This window comes from Pasteuria penetrans, from assembly GCF_900538055.1.
Lineage (GTDB): Bacteria > Bacillota > Bacilli > Thermoactinomycetales > Thermoactinomycetaceae > Pasteuria > Pasteuria penetrans.
On sequence record NZ_UZAC03000001.1, the window covers coordinates 1,598,928 to 1,614,364 of the forward strand.

Below are 15,437 nucleotides of genomic sequence, written 5' to 3' on the forward strand. Positions count from 1 at the left end.
TTATCCTAAATTTATAATATATCTTTCAACTTCCTTATTCGGTGACCACCAATCCCAATGCGTTAGGGCCCATTTAGCAGCTATACGAACGGGTGTAGTCATTTTCCTGAGGGGGTTTTTGATCCTAATTTTTGGCCCCCCGGGAAACATTCCTCTGCATTTGCGGAATATAATTTTATTATTAATGGTGCTACCGCAAAAAGGAACGATCCGACAAGTACCGCCCAGAACATCTTTTCCAAAATTTGGTTCCCTCCCCGATCTATAATAAAATTTAATAAATATAGTAAGGTTATTTGATAGTACTTGCTCTTTCATTCAATGCATCACCAGGAAATAGATCAACACGATATTTCATAATAAACAGTTTATTTAGATTATTATGTATTAACCCGAGGAAATAGAGCAAAGGGAAACTTACTTGCAGGATCGTCTATTATCCACGGTGGGTACGAATCAACCTTCCGATGTAGAATTGGTTTTCATCCTTCTCGGCCTATTCTTCACCGAATATGCATCCTTATATAGGAAGAGATACAGTGGTTACCACAATACCATTGGAAGGCCATGCATACATATACTCATACCATTGATTTTTGACATAATCAAGGAGTTTTTACGATGTAGCAACCGTATGCTGATCATTCAAATTCCACGCGAAGGCCCTCTCTTTGAGGCATTGGGTGGTACAAAAGGTAGACCACTTATGGGTGAAAGGACACTATATGAGAGTCGAAATCGCCCCGATGTCTATGAGGAAACCGAAGGCTATAAGGTGAAGGAACAATTCTACTCCGACTTCACTCAATTTTTGATGGGGATCATGAATATGGACCCCAGTTTTTATCGGATGGATTCAACCCTTATTGACAGCTTTATCAGGAAAAGGGTCCTGCGCACCACAGATCAGTCCTATTCAACGGCGGAACAACGAGACAAAATGGAGCAACCGGGGTACAAAGAGAAGGGCAATCGTCGTGCGGCTGTGGAGGGGGTTTGTTCTTCTATGAAGAACCGTTTTCAGGCGGCCAAAATGAAGGTGCATGGTAAGACGAGGGTGGCACGGGCCATGATGGCAAAAGGATCTGCTTATCATTGATCCCAGGCCGTTCGTTATCTTCAAAAGAAGATCAGGAAGAGAAGGATAAGATCACCCATAACTACATAGAATTTAATATATAATACTATTTAAATAAAAAATAAAATTCGGCTTTATGTCGGTTTCTTTGGTGTGCGCAAAAGGAACGAAATAGGAACCGGTTCCTATGATCCCACGGTGATTTCGGTAGTTCAACAAAAAATAACCGATCGTACGAAATTTTCAGGTACAATCCCCCAGAAAGGGGTACCTTTCCACCCCAAAGCACTTACGCCGGGAATACTCTATCAGACTGTTTTTATACTAATTAACAATATAAACATTTTCCAAACACATTATTTAATATACAAAAAATACAAAAATATTCTAATAAGTTTGATACCTTTTTCCGCGGTAGCACCTATATCTATAAAAAGGAAGAATAGGATCAAGGTCCAAATATGCTTTTTTTCTATTAAAATATAATAAAAAATCGTACATATGAATCTATGAAGGGAAATTCTAAAAACGGAATCCCTGAAGACCTTGTTCAGGAATTCACACCCCCAAAGGGAGGCTGCCGTTTTCCCCCAGAAATTGGGGCAGGGTATCTTGCTTGTCATTCCCTCATCACATGGAATATTTTTTATATTTTGAAATATTGAATATTTTACGTTATAATGATATAATTTGATGTGTCGGGGGGAACCCAGGTCTACGATTTTTGTATTTATACCCCCTGCCCATTTTCCGTTTGTTTTTCCTATTCATCCACCTTGCTTATCTACCATGCCTATGGGAGAAAGTCATGATACAAAAAAATCATCGGTCCCCCTGGAAGGGATTGGCCTTCATCTGCTTTCTCCCTACTATTCGGGGGTCCTAACATCCACTAACCCAGCTATAGCGGCTTACGAGCACGGGCGCATCTGACTACTATCAAAGAAATTTTTTTTATTCAAAACGATCGTATCCACGGTGATCGTCATAGTTATACTATATAGACCCTATCCCTCTATAATTTGTATAATTATAAATAAATTGTGTATTTATAGTATATTATGCGCTTTATTTATTAATGTAATCATGATACAATTTTTTTAGTAAGGATCTATTGTCCTTTCCTAATTATGAATCGAGGAGGTTCTCTATTCTATTATGAATAAAAAGACAAGAAAGATAACCCCATCCCTAGGCCCCTTACTAACTATCTCCTCTGTAGCAGCGCTCAGCCTGATAGGAGTTGTGGGTTCAAGTTCAGTGAATGCGACAAATACAAACGTAGAAGTTAATGTTGATACGGGTGGCTATGATAATTCTTATGCTGGTTATACCAGAGGTGGTCATATCAGAACCACGAGCATCGAGAACCTTGTGCAAACAATTTTCAGTCGAACAAATTCCACCCAAGGAACAACTTATGAAATTTTCACTGGCTACCCGGACAGAGTAATTAAAATTTACACCGGCTATGGGAAACTATATTCCCCACAATTCCGTGGGGAGATTACGTTCTACAGTCTGGACTCCTTCCTGAGATCCTATGCCCAAGATGGAAGCGGATTGATCCGTTATAGGTACTATAATGGGATTTTGGATCCCTACGCCCGGCAGATGCTATGGCAGATTCCACCACCACCAATCGCATACGAGGATGGTTACTACTCGTATTGATAACGGGAAGAGAGCATCACAGTTTTTCCGTACGACACATCCCCAGAACATTTGGGACCTGTTCCCCGGGGGACGGATCCCTTGGGTCAACCCCCTATTATTTCCCGCCATGGCAAAATAACCCTACCACTCGTCTGTGCGAAATAAAACAGGTTGATTCCCTGCTTTTATTCTTAATAAATTTATAATATATTTTTAATTCCTTTCTTCAATAACCATCAATCCCTAATGCGTCAGAACCAATTCAGCAAGCTATACGAACGGGTATATGCATGTTCCTAAGGGGGGTTTCCTACTTTTGGTCCCCCCGGGAATGTTCTCTCGTATTTTAAAAATATAATTTTTTTATTAATTTATATAGAAATGATCCGCATCCTAAATATGGCATCCCCCAAAAATGGGTGATTTTAGATCCCTTATCTTTGCCCGTGGATCGTTCCCCGGGAGGTATTTTCAGATCAATACTATTTTATCATAGTATATATAAATTTTACAATTTATATATACTATGTTTCCATACAATCGGGGGTGATATCCCTTTTTCGGTTGTAATCTCCCCCTGGTTGATTTTCTTGGGTTCCCCATCCTTCAGAAATCATATCATCGTAGTGAATTACAACTATTGACATACATAATAAAAGTTAAAATTACACAATAATTTAAAAATTATAATAAAACATAAAAAATTACTGTAAATGGCAATTATGTAAAAAAATGGAAGCCATACCCATACTCAGGGTAGGTTGGTTTTCCTGAAAATAAATGTAAGAATATTCTTTTTTTAGTGTGAAGATAGGGGATACATGGCAGGGATAGCGAATTCTCCCAGTCCCCATGCGGACACAGAGTGATTATCCATCCCACTAAGTTTCTTTGCCTGCTCTAAGTTGAAATTTTTATACACGGAATCAATCACCCTTTGGAATGAATCAAGGGTAGGATAACAGCTCACTCCATTCGTATAACGTCTGGCCTCTCTGTGATTTCTCTCTAAGGAACCCGTTGTACGATTTTGAACAGCATCCGCTAGGTCGTAATCGAGATACGTTGTCACATCATCAAAGGAAGCCCATAGACCTTCAACGAGCTTGGGCAACTTGGATTGATAGTCATCACTAAAGCGTATCAAGCCATGAAGGGCTTCTTTTTTGTCAAGAACATGAAAAATGTCTTGATAAATCCGGCTTCGGATGGGTTCCCACTTCACTCCTTTTTTTCTCGGTCTATCCTTTCTGAAGGCCTGGTAAAGATTCACCATTTTGTGGAATTGACACCCTTGAAAACCTGCTTCGGGATATACTTGGCTTAGCGCCTTTCTGATTCCCTTATGACCATCAGCAATGAAAAGGGTATCAGGACCCATCCGTAAACCACGGTCGTAAACATTTTGGAGGGCTTCATACCAAGTTTCAGCTGTTTCGGGGGGATTTACCAAACTTGATAAAACCTCATCTGTTTTTATCCCTGATGTATTTTTCCTACTCGCTTTTATGACATAGACAGCTACTTTCCCGAATCCACGAACGGGTTTGTAGTAAGCATCCACCTTTACGGTCCTAATTTCATGCGGGTTTCTTATGGGTTCCTCATTGAATCCTCTATTCTCTTCCTTTAGATGTCCCATAAGTAATCTTGACACAGTGGAGCGTGAGATTTTTGATCGCAGAATATCATTCGACAATTCGGATATTTTTTTTATGGACATACCGGCCTTACGTAAGGAGGAAAGAATATCTATACACGACTTCGTATATTTTTTGTAGGGTTTAGTAACCGCAGATCGGAAATGCCCTTTCCTTGGCTGGGGGTCATAGTAAACCACAATTCCTTTGCTGGTGCGTTTTTTACGTTTTTTATAACCATTTCGGTCTACTTTTGGGAAATCGGGACCCCTTTGGTGTTTCTCCCGGCCACCTAAAATTTGTTTTTTAAACTGATAATTGGCTATAAAAGTATAAGCCCTCCCCATGGGACCAGGAGCCCATTCAGAATCTTCCTCGATCTCTTCCACTACATGGGGGATGGATTCCTGAAGCGATAATCCTTTCTGTTCGTAATGTTGTATACGTTCTTCTATCCTTTTTTCCATTCTGTCTATATCCAAGTCAATTGGAATCATAAAACCAACCTTTCCTATATTAAGTTTTTCATTTCAGAAACCAAGCGGTTGTCCTCTATACATTTCCCCACTCTTGTCTTGTATTTCCCTTTTTTATCTCACCTAACCCTGTTGATCATCATGCATATCGCGGAGGATCCAGAAGGGATCATGGAACAGAGTTTTTGAGTAGAGGATCGACTGTTTCCCAAGGGCAATAGCGGGAATTGCGTATGTAAAAGTGAGAAGGACTATAGGGTCGCATAGGGCTACATAAGGGCAACGACAGTCATAGAAGAACCCCCCTTCCCCACAAGGGAGAGGGATAAAGGAAGGCCATGCAGCAGCGCCATTCTGGAGCCCCCACGATGGAGAAGCCAGGCGCCATTACACAATGGGCCAGGCCAACACAAACAACAATGGTGAGTTGGGGGGAGGAGGGGTAGGGGCGCGAAAACCCCCTGGCCTAGGCCAGGGGGCAAGGGGAAAAGAACAAAAACACAAGGGAATCAAAACAAAAGATCAAGGGACTAAAGGCAAAAACAGAGACCAAAAACAGGGGGAGGGAGAGCTTTAGGTTCTACTGAGATTCCCGTTTCGTGTAGGAGGGACGTTTTGCTGACCTATGGATTCCTCCAGAGGGAACCCCCTGATTAAAATAAAATTATTCTGAAGATATATCTAACCACGATTCCGAGAAAAAGCACCCCTATAACGCCTTTTGTGCTATTTACAATATGATTTAACAATAAATTTCTATCTATTTATTAAAAACATAAAAACAATTGTTAATCGAAAAGACGCAAATAGGGAATTTTTAGGGACCACAGACTACCCGCTCTTGAATCTTACAGCGGAAAGTGGGATATGACCCAATCGGGTGAATATGTACATATTTTGAAATGATCTAGGACGGCGGCCTCAATGCCCATTTCCAGCATCACCTAAGAAGCTCCCATTTATATATTTATTAAAAATATTATAACAATGACAAGGGGGATGTACAACGGATATACGAAATTATTATTTATGATGTCATAACATAATCAGCCCAACCTTCGCATTGCCCTTTCCCGTTTCCCCCTGCTGTGTTTTAGAACGCAAAGCCTCCCGTTGGTTGGATGAGAGGAGAACACCCAAGGTCAGATCGCAGCAACCCTTTTTTGGATCTTGGCCAAACTTCGGACCTGAAATATCCTTGGGTAGTTTTTTCCTAATTCTGGATTGTAAGGATGAGTTAGGTGGGAGTCCCAGGTTTTCCGAATCCTCACAGGAACACCTGATTCCCGGGAATGGACGGTTGGCAATGGACTCTGAATATAACTCATTTTATATCTAATTTTGTGGTTCCTAATTTCTCTATTTTCATGATTTTCACTTCGTCCGAAAGAGGGGGCCTCGGGAAATTTAGTTCTGTTTCCATATCGACACAACCCCTTATTTCCTGATAGAGGGTGAGTTGCCCATCCCCACTCCCGATACTGAACCCTCAGGTCCGATATGCGGCCAAGATCCCCCTAAAGGGAGGAAGGATCCATAAGGTAATATATTACATTGAAATAATCAATAAAAAACAGACCCAAAGACGGGTCCGCAGACGAAGCAGGGAAAACAAAAAAGGGCCCCTACAGGGCCCAATCCCGTCGATATCACAACAGTACCCCCCAGTCATCATATTTACTGTTCATAAAATATTAATTTATATATTTTTTATTATGATCATCGTCCCTCAAAAACCAGATTCCGTGGATTAGTTACTAACCGCATAATTACCAATTCCAACCGGAATCATAACCATCATAACCATCATAACCATCATAACCATCATAACCATAATAGTTTCCAGAACCGTACCAGTTGTTATTATATACAGCGGGACCCGTATTGTATACTGTTCTATAGTATACATTGTCATTTTCGCAATATAGGTATCTTCTTAGATAGTTTCTGAATGGATCCCCCAAACGTACTTGATATCCCCCTGGCACAACTGCATAATTATTGAAAATACCTATTCTTACAGGACGACGATAAGGGCGAAAGTAAACATCATAAGATCCAGGATTCCAATGACTAAAATTATCTACGCCCGTATTTTGAAAAGTTCTAACAGAAACACTCACCGATTGTGCCAAGGTTGGGGCGGTTGTCCCTACAATGCCAGAACCTATACCGAGAAGGGAAGTGGTGAGAAGACCCAAACGTCGCAATGGACTCCTTATTTTCTTATCCATGATAGAATAAAATACCCCCCTAGATAGTCAATTATGATAAATGAATTTTAATTTAGTACTAGTGCTTATGAAAACATTATATCATGAATTATGATAAATTAAATATATAATATATGGTTGCATCCGATCGCATGCGTGGGATTTAGATAGGAAGTCGTACGAGGAGGGCAAAACGATCTGCCTCCCTTTCATAAAATTCAAAACCACAACAGCATACTGGCACCGATAAGCACAAAATTTTTACTCGCGCAATCTGTGTTTTCCATTTCCAATGAAAATTCGCATTTCATTGTTATAGAATCCAAAAGATGGTCGCACCCTAAAACAAAATAGGGTATAATTGGGGAGACAGTATGGTCTAGACACCCTATAAATATGGAAATGAAAATGGGGATATCGGGATCGATGTACCGCAGCGTATCAAATATCCATTGCATTATACTGATGAAAAGTCCAGAAAGTCAGTCATTCCACTTACGATCAAATCCCATGCCCATTCAACCCCCCACTCGGAAGGGACGTATACCGGATCTATGATGGACGAACTCCTCGGAAATATCTACCTGTGGTCCACCCTCCTTGCCACAGTAATGGCCCAGGCCTCGAAGTTCCTTTGGAATCTCATCCGAAAGGGACACTGGGAATGGAACTGGTTACTAGACGCCGGTAGTATGCCGAGCAGTCATACAGCAGCTACTGTTGCATTGGCCACATCTATCGGTCTGATACAAGGATTCGAAACACCAATTTTTGCTATAGCTTCCGTATTTGCTGTCATAGTAATGTATGATGCTGCAGGAGTCCGTCGCCAGTCAGGGATACAATCGCGTGTAATCAATGAGATGGTCCAACATCTCGTGCGTATATTTGAAGAAATCCGCAATCCATCGAAGACACCCTTCCTAGAAAAACTCAAACTGAGGGAGATTATGGGCCATCAACCCATCGAAATTCTCGGTGGTTTTTGTTTGGGTGTTGTTACCGCCCTCACACTCTATTGGTTTCTACCGATGTCCCCAAAGGCATAACGAACCTTCAAGAGGAGGGATGTTGGAATGAATACCCTACAGTTTGCTGTAGCTATTCCCTTACTTTTTGTTCTCTTTTTTGGCATTAGCTTCATCATTAATATGCTGCTCAAAACCACATGGGTTCCCGGTCTGGTCTTTTTGACCTGCGTTGTCCTTGCCCTGAAGGGTAAAGAAAATATCCTCAGCCTTGTCAATGCATCCTTCTTTATAGCAGGCCTAGCAGGGTGTGTCACTGGCATATGGACGATCCGCACCTTGCGCTCGCAAGGATACAGAATGTTTTAAAAATATGAAATGAGGGAATTATTACGGATCCAGGTTACATAAAACAATAAACTTGTTACTAGATACCAATGATCCAGTACTCATTCCTCCTTTTTGCCAGGGGGGTTCCCTCACTACTTACTTCATCATGAAATACCACTCATATGCAGACGCCAAGGGGGTTCACATCACATGCCATCTGCACAGTTACATGCCGCCCACACCTTCGCCATGGACACACCTACGGAAACAATTAGCTGGTTCCTACTTCCGAACGGACCCGCCATAGCCACTAAACTCTCCCCGCCGATCCAACTCAAAGGTTCAACGAATGCAACTAACACTTACGAAAAACAAATACAGGCCTTTCGTCAACATGTTTATCCCCGCTTAGTGGAACGCTGGGGAACAAAATCCAGTCCACCCCCTGCGTGGATCATACGCTGGCTCCCACCCTCGTCCTTCGTCCATACCCGCTGGCCAGCCAGTTGGAGCATAGACAATGGTTCCTCTAATATGGTCATCACCCTACCCCTATCCGCCCTTCCCGATCCCAAACACATTCGGGAAAACGAATTTTGTTGGTCCCTCCATACCCTCCTCATGTACAAAACACTCATCCGCCTAGTACGCTCCCACCCCCTTGCCCCCTTTGCCAGAGTAGAGTACCGGGAAGCCTTCTCTACCCTATGGCAAGCATGGGCCATGTGCGTAACACACCTCGCCTCCCCCATTCCCCAAACCCTACCCACCTCGCCTGTAGGTTGGCGAACCGCCTTTCTTTTACAACTTACCAAGAAGGAACCGAATTTGTTGGATAAAATTTATGAACGGCTTCTCGCCACCCAGGGGGGCTCACAATACGTTTACCCTGATCCCGAGGCTCTATTTCTCGGTCTACTAGGTTCTATTTCCATCTCCTCACTTTGGAGAACCTTTTTATCAGAACAAATTAAAAAACCTATATATAGTATGGAGTCATCCTCCCTATCAGGATAGCAAAATCCATAACGATCCAAAAAACCCATTCCCCTACCTACGGGGATGGGTTCCCTTATTTGTGCCCTAACGGGATTGCGTCCGATCGCGTGCGTAAATTTTTCGATGAGCTCCTCCGTAGATTTTTCGAGGGGTTTACCGTGTCCAAAGGAGCCCCCCTTTGAATCTGAATCAATGAAATAGGGCTACCATGGAAAATAACATAAAAATTGTTATAATATTTTTGTAATAATTTAGGGAATCAAATAATATATTGTAAAAATGTTTGCATTATTGATTGAGTATACAAGCAAACTACGCTGTCAACATAAGCAATTTATAGTTGGGATAAGGATAGCTGGTTCCTAATTTGGCCCCCTTTGCGCACACCAAACAAACCCGACATAAGGTCGATTCTCATTCTTTATTGAATGAATTATCTGTAATTATCATCTCCTTCTCCCTGACCTTTTTTTGAAATAACGAACAGCCTGAGATCCCATCATAAGCTGACCCCCTTTCCATCCTCGCCTGTGCCACCCTTATCGTACCAAGCACCCCTTCATCCTGGCATCCTAAACGATTCTTTACAGAAGAACAAACCACGACCCGCACGATGATTACCTTTCACTTTGTACCCCAGTTGCTCCATTCCGTTGTTCTGACTGTTGGATAAGACTCACCCGTGGCGCCCGCGCAGGCCCCTTCAGATATTGGGCAGCAACGCCATTGCTCAACAAATTTACATCCGCCACAGGTCCTCCCTACCGATGGACAATCCTACCCAATTCCTTCCCTTGATCAACAAGCTTCGACAAAGTCACAAACATACCCAACAGTTCACCCTTGATACCACCCCTGGGCATCTTAGATCAAAGGGACTCTGTGAACGACCCAATAGCCGTTGAAAACGCACCATGAATTTCTCTTGCCCCCCCTGCCCAATTTTTTCTATCGGCCCCCCTATCCATCATCCTTTGCAACAGTATGTGGGCTGGGGTGGATCGAAAAACTCCTCGTGCTAGTTCCCAAAAGTGTTCGAAAACCAGGCAAATCCCTAGCAGCTCTATCTCATCTTGTTCGTTGGGTCATCCATTGTAAGTAGGAAGATAAATTTGTGCATATGGCAAGCTTGCATCTTAATAAACGAGAAAATCAACACATTGCGGCTCAGTTTCCAGATATGGCTATTGTACGCCCCCTATCACCCAATACCCGAAGAAAGGACTTTCGTACGGAAGTGGATCAGACAACATACAATCAGCTACATTTCAGAAACCCCCTACCCATGTCAAAATAAAATATACGTTTTCTATAGAAAATAATAAAAATATTATAACTATATGAATCCATTGGGGAGACCCTAAAAAGGGGGATCAATCTCCCCCTGAAAAACTCACCCAGAAGTTCACACCCACAACGGGACGATGCCGAAATAAGAAAACACCCCCACTGGCCACACCACCGCGGGGGGACAAGAACAACGATCGGGGGAGAAATACAGCCCCACTGCAAGTCGATCCCAAGACTATAAACCCCATTCATTCATGGGTGACCCCTACTCTTTTATGGAATCTCTGAAATAAACGACTCCAAATCATCTAGACACCCTCCAACTGAATAGGGGGGAACAATCCCCTTCAACCCCCTGGACAATCAAACTACTTATCCCCCTCTACTCCATTTTGCCCCTTGGCAACTTGCGTGGGCCCCGGTTCTCCCACCAGTTTTCGGCCCCGCATGTCCGCTTGCAAGCCATACCTCCAAGCAACACGCGTCCCACCTGCCAAGTACAACCATCGGTAATGAGCTATACGTTTTAACAAGGTAGCAAGTTTACCACGCAACTTAACCTTGCAAATCATACCAATAGCCTCATAACGACCGAGGGAAGCAATGGTACCTTTATGTTCATAACAGAAGGGTACCATCGCCTGCCCACGCAACAGAGCCACCAGATTATAGCCTACATTGCTCCCCTGCTGCATGGCCAACTGCGCCGTCGGAGGATAGAAGACTGCCTCCTTACTCGGCACACCTACTAGAGAACAATCACCAATTACAAACAAATCCTTATGGTCCTTTGTCTGCAAACAATCATCCACAGGAACCCTGCTCCGCTCCACCTCCAAACCCGCATCGGAAAGCAAGGAAAGACCCCGAACACCCCCTGTCCAAACTACCGTATCCGCTGTCACCTCCCCTCCGTCACGAAAAGTGACCCCTGTGGGTGAACAGGAAGCAATCGCCGTCCGGAAACGAAAGGTAATCCCCTTCTTACTTAGGTAACGCACCGCATGATCCACCAACGCTTCATCAAAACCTGGTAAGGCCCCAGGGGCAGCTTCTACATTGATAATCCGAACCGCTGCCTGTGGCACACCATATATACAACAGAGCTCGGGAATACGATCCACCAGCTCCCCCAAATACTCCATCCCCGTGAAACCAGCACCCCCGACAACCATCGTCACTCGTGCTGGCCTTGGGTCATCTTTATAACCAGAAAAACGCTCCTCCATATGATCACGCAACAGGCAGGATCCCTCTAAATCGCGAATGAAAAAGGCGTTCTCTTGCAAACCGGGGATACCGAAGGTTTCCGAAACGCTACCCATACCTATAACAAGATAATCATAGGATATTGGCTCCTCCAAATCGGCAAGAAATACCTTCTTTCCCTGGGTATCGATTTTCACAACACGACCTTGTTGCCAACACAGGCGATCTGTGGGATGGGTCAAAAACTCCTTCAGTGGAACACACGTTAGCTCAGGATCGGCCGTACCCGCCGCCGCCTCATGCAAATTCGTTGTCAGCGTGTGATAGGGGTTCTGATCCACTAGGGTGACTTTTGCTTCATTTTCCTCCAGAAGTCCCATCAGTTCCCTAACAACCATCAGACCACCATAACCCGCCCCCAGGACCACAATATGGGGCAAATGCATATCCTTTTCAACCCTTTCTACTAAAAACAACCCAACCCCGATAAAAATATTGGATCAATTTTCTTTTTCAAATGTAATATTGTACCCCTAAACGAGAAACATCACCCCTACGACCCCATCTCATTCCTCACTGTCCAACCCCAATTTATGGGAAGCAGGGGGAAAAAGCATATTCAATTCTGTTCTATACAGTCGTTCCTATTGAGACCCTGACAGTGTTCGAACCTTAACAATGTTTGAATCTTGACAAGGTTTATGATATGATTCCCTCGGATATTTGGCAAGTATCTCTTCCCAATAATACACCTAAGTACATATAAAAAAGAAGCAGCAAACGGTAAAACAAATACCGCTTTCACGGCTGCGCCTAGGTCTGCAGGAGGTGGATGGTTTGGCTATAGAGAAAAACATGCATGCCAGCAAGGACATCACAATCATAGGCGGCGGACCAACCGGTCTGTTCACCTCATTCTACGCTGGAATGCGTGACGCATCTACCCGACTGATCGAGAGCTTACCACAACTCGGTGGACAATTGACGGCCCTATATCCAGAAAAATACATTTATGACGTGGCAGGTTTGCCAAAGATACGTGCGAAGGAACTCGTCCGGTCCCTCATCGAGCAAGCAGACCGTTTTCAGCCCGAATACTGTCTAGAGGAAACGGTAATAGGCCTTGAAAAACCCTCGGAATCCCTATATCTATTACGCACAGAAAGAAACGTCTACCCCACCAAAACCGTCATCATTACCGCCGGCTGCGGGGCTTTTACACCGCAAAAGATACACCTTATGGAAGCAACCCGTTTTGAAGGGAAAAACCTGTACTACTCCGTCCTGGAACCATCTGTTTTCACTGGAAAGCATGTGTTGATCGCTGGGGGGGGGGATTCCGCGGTAGACTGGACATTGATGCTTGCCCCCCTAGCTAAGCAGGTTACATTGGTACACCGCAGGAACCAGTTCCGGGCCCACGAACGAAGCGTGCAAGAACTGCGATCCCTCCCCTCCGTCCAAATCCTCACACCCTATGAAATCAAGAAACTCCAGGGGGAAACAGAAATCGAACAGGTCGTCCTCTCTTGTAAGGAAAACGACTCCTCCCCTGTTCTACCTGTCGATGCGGTCATCGCCGCTTTTGGTTTCAAGAGTTCCCTGGGTCCCATTGCCAACTTTGGACTCACCCTAAAAGGAAACAGCATCTCCGTGAATCAGAAGATGGAGACAAACCTCCCCGGGGTGTACGCCGCAGGCGATATAACTACCTATCCGGGTAAAATCAAGCTCATCGCCACTGGATTCGGCGAAGCACCCATTGCAGTAAGCCATGCTAAGAAGCATATCCACCCTCAAACCCGTCTGCAACCAGGTCACAGTAGTGAGCGATCCTTTGTGTAAAAAATGATCTATGGATCTGTGGCACCGGTATAAAAACACCCCCAATCCATACCTGTCTATTGAAAAAAATTTTCAATAGACAGTAGGAAGCAAGAATGACATGGTTGGGTCGGTGGCTTGCTGCTGTCACCATTATAATTTGCACCAACGCCATCTGTATATTCAGACAATGAAAACCCTCTTCCCCGCCCAATAAGCCCCGAGCGGGAGAAGAGGGTTTTTGCATAGTAACTTTCAGAAAATACCCCTACATTCCCCATGGCAGGGGACGATCTCAGCATTCCTGTGGACCACCGGGATGATCCGGCGTTCGAAAAGAGGATCCACACCCACACGTCACATTGGCATTGGGATTTTGGATACGGAAACCACCACCTAAGGCAGCCTCCTCGTAATCGATCACCGTACCCTTCAGCAATGGCTCAGCAGCCTTATCCACAACGATGCGTATTCCCTGCTGTACCATCTCTGTATCCCCAGATTGTTTCTGATCAAACCCCAACGAGTAAGACCAGCCACTGCAACCACCGTGCTGCAATCCCAAACGCAAACATTGGCGATCGGAGTCAGAATCCTCAGCCAACATCTCCTTAACCTGCACGACGGCCCTATCCGTAAGCGTAACCACCACTGTTTCCTCGCCCCCATTCCTTCTACAACTATCCTACACCATGCTTACAGACAACCCCACACGCACACCGCGTAAGCGGGGACGACCAATGAACAAATGGCAACGCGCGTCCGCACACGCCTCCTAATTTCCCCCACTCATTGTGCAAGGCATCAAGGGCACAACTCAACTCGTATACCATGGGGTGGCCCCTTCCAAGGTAGGAAGCCGTTCGCTCCATCTGACCGCGTAGGCGCTCCATCCGCTCCTCAATCAGCCGCCTACGCAAACCCACAGCAACCCCCCTTGTGTCAGCTATTCTTTCCACCATGCCGACACCACTACCTCCTACAAAGGTAGTCTGTCCGTGCATCGGCACAACACCCCCCGTAAAGGATTCGGCAAGACAGTAAGCCCCATTCCCCATCGACAATCCATGGCTCGGTCTCTATACGCCCCTCTGCAAACAGAAACAGCCGCTTCCAAACCCCCATGCTGGTATCCAAACAGAGCACTGTACATTACAGAATTAACCAAAACCTCTATCGGGGGAACGCCATCCCACCACACAAGACAACGGACCCCCAACCCTCCTGCACCATGATAAGCCGTTTCTCCCCGGAATTCAACACCCCACATGCAATCAAAATCCTATCGATCCTTGTGTTATGGAATCATAGTTATGGAACACCTTTGCTTCCCGAATCCCGATGGGTCTACTTTCCTTGCCCCTTACACACCAAGAAAAACCAAGCTACCACAGGACCAGAAAAACAAACTCGGTCCCGTATTTGGGATTCGAGAAAGAATCCATCATTCAAGTATCAAGCCCATAGGTAGACCCATAGGTAAAAAACTATGGTGCCTGCCAGATCGTCGTATAGAAGCATAGATCTACACATCCGGAAACAGCCCAATGTCTCGACAACCCCACATACTATAATCTTACCTTTTTTTATATAATATAATTAAATTATAATATGTTAATATATATACTATAGGTCATCACGAATGAGTAAGGTTGATATGGAAACACATGATTGGACTCCCCCAAAAGTGTAGACAATCTAACTATATACAAATCATCCGAGGCAATTCAAAGGAAAGAACAAAAAGGAAATAT

The 15,437-nt window shown here is 44.3% G+C and carries 15 protein-coding genes; 6 read left to right on the forward strand and 9 right to left on the reverse strand.

The annotated features are described in order from the left end of the window. The first annotated feature begins 421 nt into the window (after positions 1 to 421). Both PPRES148_RS06545 and PPRES148_RS06550 read left to right on the forward strand, forming a co-directional pair. Complete coding sequence (locus PPRES148_RS06545; protein ID WP_149453761.1) at positions 422 to 1,099, forward strand: hypothetical protein; 678 nt, start codon at positions 422 to 424, stop codon at positions 1,097 to 1,099. A gap of 1,137 nt (positions 1,100 to 2,236) precedes the next feature. Continuing rightward, on the forward strand, positions 2,237 to 2,752 hold the full coding sequence (locus PPRES148_RS06550; RefSeq protein ID WP_149453762.1) for a hypothetical protein: 516 nt from the start codon (positions 2,237 to 2,239) through the stop codon (positions 2,750 to 2,752). Positions 2,753 to 3,533: 781 nt separating this feature from the next. Here the strand turns inward: PPRES148_RS06550 and PPRES148_RS06555 are convergent. Together PPRES148_RS06555 and PPRES148_RS06560 are read right to left on the reverse strand one after the other, a co-directional pair. Continuing rightward, positions 3,534 to 4,871, reverse strand: a complete 1,338-nt coding sequence (locus PPRES148_RS06555; protein WP_149453046.1) for an IS256 family transposase — start codon at positions 4,869 to 4,871, stop codon at positions 3,534 to 3,536. A 1,748-nt stretch (positions 4,872 to 6,619) separates the two neighbouring features. Then, positions 6,620 to 7,084 (reverse strand): hypothetical protein, encoded by a 465-nt coding sequence (locus PPRES148_RS06560; RefSeq protein WP_149453763.1) that lies wholly within the window; start codon positions 7,082 to 7,084, stop codon positions 6,620 to 6,622. A gap of 533 nt (positions 7,085 to 7,617) precedes the next feature. Here PPRES148_RS06560 and PPRES148_RS06565 point away from each other — a divergent pair. The 3 genes from PPRES148_RS06565 (at position 7,618) to PPRES148_RS06575 (ending at position 9,378) form a co-directional block, all read left to right on the forward strand. Then, positions 7,618 to 8,112 (forward strand): divergent PAP2 family protein, encoded by a 495-nt coding sequence (locus tag PPRES148_RS06565; RefSeq protein ID WP_149453764.1) that lies wholly within the window; start codon positions 7,618 to 7,620, stop codon positions 8,110 to 8,112. A 27-nt stretch (positions 8,113 to 8,139) separates the two neighbouring features. Further along, a complete protein-coding gene (locus PPRES148_RS06570; protein WP_149453765.1) occupies positions 8,140 to 8,400 on the forward strand; it encodes a YuiB family protein in 261 nt (86 codons plus the stop codon). A gap of 171 nt (positions 8,401 to 8,571) precedes the next feature. Continuing rightward, a complete protein-coding gene (locus PPRES148_RS06575; RefSeq protein ID WP_149453766.1) occupies positions 8,572 to 9,378 on the forward strand; it encodes a hypothetical protein in 807 nt (268 codons plus the stop codon). A gap of 396 nt (positions 9,379 to 9,774) precedes the next feature. Here PPRES148_RS06575 and PPRES148_RS06580 read toward each other — a convergent pair whose 3' ends face one another. The 4 genes from PPRES148_RS06580 to PPRES148_RS06585 all read right to left on the reverse strand — a co-directional run bounded on the left by PPRES148_RS06580 (position 9,775) and on the right by PPRES148_RS06585 (position 12,305). Next, complete coding sequence (locus PPRES148_RS06580; RefSeq protein ID WP_149453767.1) at positions 9,775 to 9,972, reverse strand: hypothetical protein; 198 nt, start codon at positions 9,970 to 9,972, stop codon at positions 9,775 to 9,777. A 5-nt stretch (positions 9,973 to 9,977) separates the two neighbouring features. Beyond that, positions 9,978 to 10,112 (reverse strand): hypothetical protein, encoded by a 135-nt coding sequence (locus PPRES148_RS12935; RefSeq protein WP_281289937.1) that lies wholly within the window; start codon positions 10,110 to 10,112, stop codon positions 9,978 to 9,980. 621 nt (positions 10,113 to 10,733) lie between these two features. Beyond that, positions 10,734 to 10,898, reverse strand: a complete 165-nt coding sequence (locus PPRES148_RS11525) for a hypothetical protein (protein WP_187820757.1) — start codon at positions 10,896 to 10,898, stop codon at positions 10,734 to 10,736. 120 nt (positions 10,899 to 11,018) lie between these two features. Then, a complete protein-coding gene (locus tag PPRES148_RS06585; RefSeq protein WP_149453768.1) occupies positions 11,019 to 12,305 on the reverse strand; it encodes an NAD(P)/FAD-dependent oxidoreductase in 1,287 nt (428 codons plus the stop codon). A 391-nt stretch (positions 12,306 to 12,696) separates the two neighbouring features. Here PPRES148_RS06585 and PPRES148_RS06590 point away from each other — a divergent pair, with 391 nt between their 5' ends. Further along, positions 12,697 to 13,704 (forward strand): NAD(P)/FAD-dependent oxidoreductase, encoded by a 1,008-nt coding sequence (locus tag PPRES148_RS06590; RefSeq protein WP_281289938.1) that lies wholly within the window; start codon positions 12,697 to 12,699, stop codon positions 13,702 to 13,704. Positions 13,705 to 13,978: 274 nt separating this feature from the next. Here PPRES148_RS06590 and PPRES148_RS06595 read toward each other — a convergent pair whose 3' ends face one another. From PPRES148_RS06595 to PPRES148_RS11530, 3 genes are read right to left on the reverse strand one after another with little or no spacing between them, the layout of a single operon-like run. Further along, complete coding sequence (locus PPRES148_RS06595; RefSeq protein ID WP_149454275.1) at positions 13,979 to 14,332, reverse strand: HesB/IscA family protein; 354 nt, start codon at positions 14,330 to 14,332, stop codon at positions 13,979 to 13,981. A 31-nt stretch (positions 14,333 to 14,363) separates the two neighbouring features. Beyond that, positions 14,364 to 14,687, reverse strand: coding sequence for a Spo0E family sporulation regulatory protein-aspartic acid phosphatase (locus PPRES148_RS06600; protein ID WP_187820758.1), 324 nt, complete (start codon positions 14,685 to 14,687; stop codon positions 14,364 to 14,366). Further along, entirely contained in the window at positions 14,663 to 14,953 is a 291-nt protein-coding gene (locus tag PPRES148_RS11530) for a hypothetical protein (RefSeq protein ID WP_187820759.1), read from the reverse strand. Before PPRES148_RS11530 ends, PPRES148_RS06600 begins: the two co-directional genes overlap by 25 nt. Positions 14,954 to 15,437: the final 484 nt, after the last annotated feature.